At 32.9% G+C, this 7,377-nt stretch carries 6 protein-coding genes; all 6 read left to right on the plus strand.

Annotation, left to right across the window (positions count from 1 at the left end):
* Nucleotides 1-51 precede the first annotated feature (51 nt).
* The 6 genes from dnaG to CD112_RS00435 all read left to right on the plus strand — a co-directional run bounded on the left by dnaG (nt 52) and on the right by CD112_RS00435 (nt 7,172).
* Nucleotides 52-1,824, plus strand: coding sequence for a DNA primase (gene dnaG / locus CD112_RS00410; RefSeq protein WP_057510464.1), 1,773 nt, complete (start codon nt 52-54; stop codon nt 1,822-1,824).
* Nucleotides 1,825-1,900: 76 nt separating this feature from the next.
* Nucleotides 1,901-3,010, plus strand: a complete 1,110-nt coding sequence (gene rpoD / locus CD112_RS00415) for an RNA polymerase sigma factor RpoD (protein WP_002481056.1) — start codon at nt 1,901-1,903, stop codon at nt 3,008-3,010.
* Between the two features lie 125 nt (nt 3,011-3,135).
* Entirely contained in the window at nt 3,136-3,810 is a 675-nt protein-coding gene (locus CD112_RS00420; protein WP_170121954.1) for a tRNA (adenine(22)-N(1))-methyltransferase, read from the plus strand.
* On the plus strand, nt 3,807-4,901 hold the full coding sequence (locus tag CD112_RS00425; protein WP_103363667.1) for a Nif3-like dinuclear metal center hexameric protein: 1,095 nt from the start codon (nt 3,807-3,809) through the stop codon (nt 4,899-4,901). The genes CD112_RS00420 and CD112_RS00425 overlap by 4 nt, the downstream gene beginning before the upstream one ends.
* Nucleotides 4,902-4,924: 23 nt before the next feature.
* Nucleotides 4,925-6,265, plus strand: coding sequence for a DEAD/DEAH box helicase (locus CD112_RS00430; RefSeq protein ID WP_103363668.1), 1,341 nt, complete (start codon nt 4,925-4,927; stop codon nt 6,263-6,265).
* A gap of 16 nt (nt 6,266-6,281) precedes the next feature.
* Nucleotides 6,282-7,172 (plus strand): deoxyribonuclease IV, encoded by an 891-nt coding sequence (locus CD112_RS00435; protein WP_103363669.1) that lies wholly within the window; start codon nt 6,282-6,284, stop codon nt 7,170-7,172.
* Nucleotides 7,173-7,377 lie beyond the last annotated feature (205 nt).

The following is a 7,377-nucleotide window of genomic DNA, read 5'->3' on the forward strand; positions in this document are numbered from 1 at the left end:
TTTTTATAGAAAATGATATAATAATAAGACTAATGTATACAGGTGGTTATGGTGAGAATAGAGCAATCAGTAATAAATGAAATAAAAGATAAAACAGATATTCTTGACCTTGTAAGTGAATACGTGAAATTAGAGAAAAGAGGGCGCAATTATATTGGTTTGTGTCCTTTTCATGATGAAAAAACACCTTCGTTTACTGTTTCGGAGGACAAACAAATTTGTCATTGTTTCGGTTGTAAAAAGGGCGGTAATGTTTTTCAATTTACTCAAGAGATAGAAGGTATTTCGTTTGTCGATGCTGTTAAAGCCCTTGGAGAAAGGGTAAATATAAAAGTAGATGTTGGACAAAATAATGAGCAAAACCAAATCGCTTCTGATGACTTAATGATGATTAAAATGCATGAACTTATGCAAGAATATTATCATTATGTACTGATGAAAACAGTGGAAGGGGAAGAGCCTTTAAAATATTTGAAGTCTAGAGGTTTCACTGAAGAACTGTTAAAAGACAGAAAAATCGGTTTTGCACCCGACAACTCTCACTTTTGTCATGATTTCTTGCAAAAGAAAGGTTATGATATTGAGCTAGCGTATGAAGCCGGTTTATTATCTCGCAATGAAGAAAACTTTAGTTATTATGATCGATTTAGAGATAGAATTATGTTTCCTTTGCATAATGCACAAGGACGAACTGTAGGTTATTCGGGAAGAACATACAAAAATCAAGAACCTAAATATTTAAACAGTCCGGAAACACCTATATTTCAAAAGAGACGACTTTTATACAACGTTGACAAAGCAAGACGTATTATACGTCAAAAAAATGAAATTATACTATTAGAAGGGTTTATGGATGTTATTAAAGCTGACAATGCTGGGGTTAAACAGGTTGTGGCAAGTATGGGAACACAAATTTCCCAAGAACACATAGCGTTCATCAAAAAACTAACATCAAATGTCACATTACTATTTGATGGCGATTTTGCAGGACAAGAAGCTACACTTAAAACTGGGCAGCACTTACTAGAGCAAGGTCTGAATGTTTTTGTTATTCAACTTCCTTCTAAAATGGATCCAGATGAGTATATTACTAAATATGGGGAAGATGCTTTTAAAAAATACGTGGAACATGAAAAACGTGCTTTTGTATTGTATAAAGTCAATTTATATAAAGACGAAATCGAAAATAACGACATGGCTTATGAACAATACCTTAAAGAGATAACGAACGATGTTTCATTAATGCAATCAGGGATTTTACAGAAAAAAGTATTGCAAGACGTTTCTGAATTGTTTAAAGTAAGTTTTGATAGTCTAAATAATGAAGTGTCAAGACATAACCAACATTCATTTCAACAAATACCTGCTGCAGTTCCAGAAGTTAAACAAAAAAAATATTCAAAACAAGAAGATGCTGAACGTAAACTATTAAAACATTTTATGTTTAATAAAGACATTTTTCTTGAACATAGTCAGCGTGTAGAAGCAGATGACTTTACAAATCAGCAATTTAAGCGTATATTTAATATTTTGCACGACTACTATGCTGAAAATGAATATTATAATCTGAGTACTGCATTATTATATAGTGATGAAGAAATAGATAGAGAAACTTTAATTGCATTAGACAATCTTTTACTCAATAACAATCCATATGAACATGAGATTGATGAGTATATTCAAATTATTGTTAGCAGTAGAGATGAAGAGACCTCTGAGTCATTAAACCAGAAGTTACGAGAGGCTACACGTATTGGTGATTCAGAACTGCAAAAGTATTATTTGCAAAAGATTGTCGCTTTAAATCAAAAACGAATGTATTAAAATTGTTAATATATATTTAAAGAGTTTTATTTAAGTAACGCATTGTGTGCTTATATTAATTTCGGGAGGCCTTTTTATGTCTGAAAACCAAGTGAAAGTAGTAAAAAAACAAACCATCGATCCGACATTAACTTTGGAAGATGTAAAAAAACAATTATTAGATAAAGGGAAAAAAGAAGGTCATTTAAGCCATGAAGAAGTAGCAGAAAAACTGCAAAACTTCGATATGGACTCTGATCAAATGGACGAGTTCTTTGAACAATTAAATGATAATGATATAAATCTTATTAATGAAAAAGACAGTTCTGATACAGACGAAAAACTTAATCCTAATGATTTAAGTGCACCTCCAGGTGTTAAAATCAACGACCCTGTACGTATGTATTTAAAAGAAATCGGTCGTGTTGATTTATTAAACGCCCAAGAAGAAATTGAACTTGCAAAACGTATCGAACAAGGTGATGAAGTAGCTAAAGCAAGATTAGCAGAAGCAAACTTACGTTTAGTTGTCAGCATTGCTAAAAGATACGTAGGACGCGGTATGTTGTTCTTAGACCTTATCCAAGAAGGAAATATGGGCTTAATTAAAGCGGTAGAAAAATTCGACTTCAGTAAAGGATTCAAATTTTCTACGTATGCAACATGGTGGATTCGTCAAGCAATTACACGTGCTATTGCTGACCAAGCACGTACAATCAGAATTCCAGTACACATGGTCGAAACAATTAATAAATTGATTCGTGTTCAACGTCAATTACTACAAGATTTAGGTCGTGATCCAGCACCAGAAGAAATTGGTGAAGAGATGGATTTACCACCAGAAAAAGTACGTGAAATCTTAAAAATTGCACAAGAGCCTGTTTCTTTAGAAACACCAATTGGTGAAGAAGATGACAGTCACTTAGGAGATTTCATCGAAGACCAAGAAGTACAAAGCCCATCTGATCACGCAGCGTACGAGTTATTGAAAGAACAATTAGAAGATGTTTTAGATACACTAACTGATAGAGAAGAAAACGTATTAAGATTACGTTTCGGTCTTGATGATGGACGTACAAGAACACTTGAAGAAGTTGGTAAAGTATTCGGTGTTACAAGAGAACGAATTCGTCAAATCGAAGCTAAAGCACTTAGAAAGCTAAGACATCCAAGCCGTAGCAAACGCCTTAAAGACTTTATGGATTAATTAAGTAAAAATAGCGAGACAATGAGCTGATAATGTTTGGCTGACGAAGGCAAGGAATCATGTAAAGACCTACAGTCAATCGAATATCTTGCTTATTGTCTCGCTCTTTTATTAGAGGAGCCAAAGTGATGATTTTAAACCAACGACTTACTGCAGTGAGTAAATATATAACTGGTGATGTATTGGCAGATATTGGTTCAGACCATGCATATTTGCCAATCTATTCGATAGAAAACGAATTATGTACTTCTGCTATTGCTGGAGAAGTGGTAAAAGGACCATATCAAGCTGCTTTAGATAACGTTAAAAAATATAGCATGCAAAATAGTATTGATGTTAAACTGGGAGATGGATTAAATGTCCTAGAAAAAACAAATAACGTTAATACTATTACAATATGTGGAATGGGCGGCCCATTAATTGCAGAAATACTCCAAAATGGAAAAGAAAAGCTAATGAATCAACCACGTTTAGCGTTACAAAGTAATATTCAAACATCTACTTTAAGACGTACATTAATGCAATTGGATTACCATATTATTGATGAAGAGATTATGGAAGAAAAAGGCCATATTTATGAAATAGTTATTGCAGAATATGGTCATAAAGAATTAAAAGAAGTAGAGTTGAAATTCGGTCCGATTTTAATGAATTCTAAATCAGCTTTATTCATTAAAAAATGGAATAGAGAATTAGAAGCTTTAAAAAACATCCAATCTCACTTGGATAAGAACAAACATCAAAGCCGCTTAGAAGAGATTAATCATGAGATCAAATTAATTCAAGAGGTGTTATCATGAAAACTTCAGAGTTATTAAATATTTTAAATCAGCATGTTCCTTTTTCTTCTGCTGAAAGTTGGGACAATGTTGGCTTATTAATCGGGGACAAACAACAAGAAATCACAGGTATACTGACGGCGTTAGATTGTACAATGGAAGTGGTAAATGAAGCAATAGAAAAAGACATTAATACAATTGTTGCACATCATCCACTTATCTTTAAAGGTGTTAAAAGCATCAATGAACAAGGTTATGGCGCTATTATTCGTCGTTTGATACAAAACAATATCCAATTAATTGCTTTGCACACAAACTTAGATGTATATCGTTTTGGTGTCAATGCGATGCTATCAAAGCAAATTGGACTTACACATACTGAAATTTTAGAACCTCAACAAACAAATTATTATAAAGTCCAAGTGTTTATTCCTGAAGAAAATGTAGAGACATTTAAAAATAAAATGAATGATGAAGGTTTTGCATCTGAAGGTGATTATGAATACTGTTTCTTTTCTACTAAAGGTTCTGGACAATTTAAACCTGTCGAGAATGCACATCCTCATATCGGTGAGTTGGATCAAATCGAAACAGTAGAAGAAGTAAAAGTTGAATTCATGATTCAAGAGTACGAACGTACAAAAGCAGAGGATTGTATTAATGTACTACATCCATATGAAACACCGGTATATGATTTTATTCCATTAACTAAAACGGTAAAACGCGGTTTAGGTATGATAGGACAATTACCAGAACAAACAACTTTAAAATCATTAGCAATGACTATTAAAAAACAATTAGATATACCAAGCGTCCGTTTCACTGGGAATCCAGACTCAGTAATCTCAAAAGCAGCAATTATTGGTGGCTCTGGTATTGGTTATGAAAAATTCGCACATCAAAAAGGTGCAGATGTATTTATCACTGGTGATATTAAACATCATGACGCATTAGATGCTGAAACAGAAGGATATAACTTAATCGATATCAATCATTATAGTGAATATGTTATGAAAGAAGGTTTAAAATCATTACTTAAAGAATGGATTAGTAATGATAACCTTACTATTGAAGCTTCAACTTTAAATACAGATCCATTTAATTATGTATAAAAAACTAAAAAGGAGGGATTTTAATGGCCACACAACACCCATTTGAACAATTTGATTTAAGTCCACAACTTATAGATGCTGTAGCTGACTTGAATTTTAATCAGCCAACTGAAATCCAACAAAGAGTAATCCCTAAAATTATCAAAGGTCAAAATATTATCGGGCAATCACAAACGGGTACTGGGAAGTCTCATGCTTTCTTGTTACCATTAATGGAAAAAATTGATACTTCAATTCAAGAACCCCAAGCTATCGTCGTTGCACCAACTAGAGAATTAGCACAACAACTTTATAATGCAGCACATCATTTAGCACAATTTAAAGATGAAGTTAAAGTTACTTTATTTATTGGGGGAACTGATTTTGCACGTGATAAACAACGTTGTAACGTGCAACCTCAATTAGTCATTGGAACACCAACACGTATCAATGATTTATCAAAGGACGGCACATTACATGCACATTTAGCTCAGTATTTAGTTGTAGATGAAGCTGACTTAATGATTGATTTAGGTTTAATTGAAGACGTCGACCATATCGCAGCACGTTTAGATGACAGTGCACATATCGCTGTATTCAGCGCTACGATTCCAAAATCTCTACATCCGTTCTTAAATAAATATTTAAATCAACCAGAACTTATTGAAGTAGATAGTAAAACACAAAACAAGAAAAATATTGATTTTTACTTAATACCGACAAAAGGTTCATCAAAATTAGATAAAACTAAAGCTTTGATTGATATTATCAATCCATATCTATGCCTTATTTTCTGTAACAGCAGAGAAAATGCTGATGAATTAGCAGAATCATTAACTGCAGAAGGCTTAAAAATTGGTATGATTCATGGCGGATTAAGTCCTAGAGAAAGAAAACAACAAATGAAACGCATCCGCAACTTAGACTTTCAGTTTGTAATCGCAAGTGATTTAGCATCAAGAGGTATTGATATCGAAGGTGTCAGTCATGTAATTAACTATGATGTTCCTAAAGACATCGATTTCTTCACTCATCGTGTCGGCAGAACTGGTAGAGGCCAATATAAAGGTGAAGCATTTACTTTATATACGCCCGATGAAGAATATTTAATTGCTGAGATTGAGAAAAAAGGTTATAAATTCCAAGATGTTGATATAAAAAATGGTGAACTAAAAGAAATCAAAGCGCATAATACAAGACAAACACGTAAAAACAAAGATGATCACTTAACTACTCAAGTGAAACAACAAGTTAAGCGCGGTAATAAGAAAAAAGTAAAGCCAGGGTATAAGAAAAAGTTCAAGAGAGAATTAGAAAATTTAAAACGTCAAGAACGTAAGAAATACAGTAAACGTCAAAACAGACAACAAAGAAAAAATAAGTAAAGGTTAGGTGGACAGATTGTTAATTGGTTCTCATGTTCCGATGAATGGTAAAAAAATGCTGCTGGGTTCAGCAGAAGAAGCACATAGATTAGGCGAAAAAACATTTATGATTTATACAGGTGCACCTCAAAACACAAGAAGAAAAGACATCTCAGAACTAAATATTGAAGCCGGACACGAAGCAATGAAAGAATATGGTCTTTCTAATATCGTTGTACATGCACCTTATATTATTAATATTGCAAATACACAAAAACCCCATGTTTTTGATTTAGGTGTTGAATTTTTACAAAAAGAAATTGAACGTACCGAAGCAATCGGTGCAAAAGACATCGTCTTACACCCAGGTTCACACGTAGGAGCTGGTTCTGAAGCTGGCATTAAAAAAATTATTGAAGGTTTAAATGAAGTTCTAACAAATGAAAATGATGTCAGAATTGCATTAGAAACTATGGCCGGTAAAGGATCTGAAGTAGGTCGTACATTTGAAGAATTAGCACAAATTATAGATGGCGTAAATCATAACGAACGACTATCAATTTGCTTTGATACCTGCCACACACATGACGCAGGATATGATATCAAAAATGATTTCGACGGTGTACTTGAGGAATTTGATAAAATAATTGGATTAGACAGAATTAAAGTACTTCATGTTAATGATAGTAAAAATGAAGTCGGTGCACATAAAGACCGTCACGAAAACATCGGTTTTGGTCATATCGGATTTGATGCATTGAATTATATTGTTCATCATGAAGTATTCGAAAACATTCCAAAAATTTTAGAAACACCTTTTGTAGGCGAAGATAAGAAAAATAAAAAACCACCATATAAACATGAGATTGAAATGTTGGAAAGTCAAACTTTCAATCCTGATATGAAGAATATCATTATGAGTGAATAATTCTATTAGAGTAATTATGTAATTAAAAGACAAAGCTTACTTTGTCTCAGACCGTAGACAAACTACCGTTATAACTTGAAAAAGTGTAACGGTAGTTTATTTTTTTATGAAATTTTAGAAAATATGTATAAAAATCTTTATAATAGAAGTCCTCACGGACTCTTATGTAAGCCACATAGATACTTTTTTCAAATTCATCGCAGCA

The sequence above is a fragment of the Staphylococcus simulans genome, from assembly GCF_002902285.1.
In the GTDB taxonomy this organism is placed as follows: domain Bacteria; phylum Bacillota; class Bacilli; order Staphylococcales; family Staphylococcaceae; genus Staphylococcus; species Staphylococcus simulans.